Source organism: Pseudomonas sp. WS 5027 (assembly GCF_012985695.1).
Classification (GTDB): Bacteria; Pseudomonadota; Gammaproteobacteria; order Pseudomonadales; family Pseudomonadaceae; genus Aquipseudomonas; species Aquipseudomonas hygromyciniae.
Genome location: NZ_JAAQWU010000049.1, coordinates 1 through 1,805, shown reverse-complemented (window position 1 = coordinate 1,805; position 1,805 = coordinate 1). Strand labels below are relative to the sequence as shown.

General features: G+C 62.5%; 3 protein-coding genes. 2 read left to right on the top strand and 1 reads right to left on the bottom strand.

Going from position 1 to position 1,805, the window contains the following annotated elements:
• Both HBO09_RS28725 and HBO09_RS28565 read left to right on the top strand, forming a co-directional pair.
• Positions 1-215, top strand: a 215-nt coding sequence (locus tag HBO09_RS28725; protein WP_222933999.1) for a hypothetical protein, incomplete at its 5' end; no start/stop codon positions are given.
• Between the two features lie 65 nt (positions 216-280).
• Positions 281-1,480: an MFS transporter gene (locus HBO09_RS28565; protein ID WP_169996969.1), complete on the top strand. Its 1,200-nt coding sequence runs from the start codon at positions 281-283 to the stop codon at positions 1,478-1,480.
• Between the two features lie 29 nt (positions 1,481-1,509).
• Here HBO09_RS28565 and HBO09_RS29130 read toward each other — a convergent pair whose 3' ends face one another.
• Positions 1,510-1,632 (bottom strand): hypothetical protein, encoded by a 123-nt coding sequence (locus tag HBO09_RS29130; RefSeq protein WP_262381351.1) that lies wholly within the window; start codon positions 1,630-1,632, stop codon positions 1,510-1,512.
• Between the last annotated feature and the right edge of the window lie 173 nt (positions 1,633-1,805).

Sequence of the window (1,805 nt, the reverse complement as noted above, 5' to 3'; positions counted from 1 at the left end):
CCTGGTCAGCCGCTGCGGTGTATCTGGTACAACGCATTCGGCTTATTGGGGCTGCTTCGCAGCCCAGCGCGGGGCAAGCCCGCTCGCCACGGGGGAGTTCGTCAGTTTCTGAAAGTTGTGTAGATACCGATGTTGCGATAGCGGTAGACCTGCCGGAAAGAAAGTGCCTGAACCACCCACAAAAAGCAGTTGTAGATCTTCATCATTGCGGCTAATCGCGCTTTGCGTTTAAACGTCTTACCTATAACGTTCCATCAATCCAACTCACGGAAGATGTCCCATGCCCAATCCGGCCACCAGCATTGATGCTGCTTTGCCCACCTCGGTGTCATTCAATCTGCGTCCCCTGCTGATCGCCAACATGGCCTGCACCATGGCGATGATGGCGTTTGTCTCGCTGATCGGTCCCATCGCCCGCGTGCTCGGGCTGGCGACCTGGCAAGCGGGAGCGGCCGTCACGGTGTCCGGGGTGATCTGGATGCTGTTGGCGCGGCCCTGGGGCCAGGCCAGTGATCGCCTGGGGCGCCGCCGGGTGCTGCTGTTGGGCACCGGTGGATTCACTCTGGCGTACTGGGCGCTGTGCGTGTTTATCGACGCGTCCCTGCAACTGCTGCCTGCGGCCACGCTGGCGTTTATCGGGTTGGTGCTGGGCCGCGGCTTGATCGGGGTGTTTTACGCCGCGATCCCAGCGGCCGGCTATGCGCTGATCGCCGACAATATCGAGCCAGCCCACCGCGCCAAGGCCATGGCCTCTCTGGGCGCAGCCAACGCCTGCGGCCTGGTGCTGGGGCCGGCGATTGCTGCGCTGCTGGCGCGCTACAGCCTGAGTCTGCCGTTTTATGCGATGGCGCTGCTGCCGATGCTGGGCTTTGTGGTGTTGTTGACCAAACTTGCGCGCCAGGAACTGCACCTCAAGCAACCGCCCAAGGCCGTCAACCTCTCGGACCCACGCTTGCGACGCCCACTGGTGGTGGCCTTTGCCGCCATGCTGTGTGTGTCCATCGCCCAGATCACCGTGGGCTTTTTTGCCCTGGACCGCCTGCAGATGAACCCCGCAGACGCCGCGCAAACCGCCGGGATTGCCCTGACGATGGTGGGCCTGGCGTTGATCTGCTCGCAATTGTTGGTGCGCAAACTGGAGTGGCCGCCGCTGCGGATGATCCGCGTCGGCGCCATTGTCTCGGCCCTGGGGTTTGCCGGCAGCATGTTCGCGGATACGGCGTGGATCCTCTGGCTCGGTTTCTTCGTCTCGGCGGCCGGTATGGGCTGGATCTTCCCGTCGTTCGCCGCACTGGCGGCCAACGCGGTGGAGGCCTCGGAACAAGGCGCCACCGCAGGTTCGGTCGGTGCAGCACAAGGCTTGGGGGTGGTAGTCGGGCCTCTGGCCGGGACGCTGATCTATGCCGTCGAACCGCGACTACCCTACCTGGTAGCCGCCGCCCTGCTGCTGCTCATTGCGCTCTGGCCGGCACCGCGTTGAACGACTGGCGGCCCTCCCCTGAGCGGTTATCACGTCTGACGCTCTGGCGTGAAGTCCTCAAGGGGAGCGCCAGTAGGTTTAAGGGTCTCCGGGTTGATCGCATACCACTTGCTGTTCATGTTCACGGCGTAGACCGCGCACTGTTGGCTCACGCCCAACTGACCTACCCGTTGTGGGTCAGCAGGCGGCTTGCCACGCAGTGAATCGCCCCGGGTTTCGTAGACACCTCTTTGCCTTAAACTGAGGCTAATTAGGAGGTGCCATGAGCAACCCGCGTTACCCCGAAGAATTCAAAATCCAAGCGGTCAATCAAGTGACCGAAAAG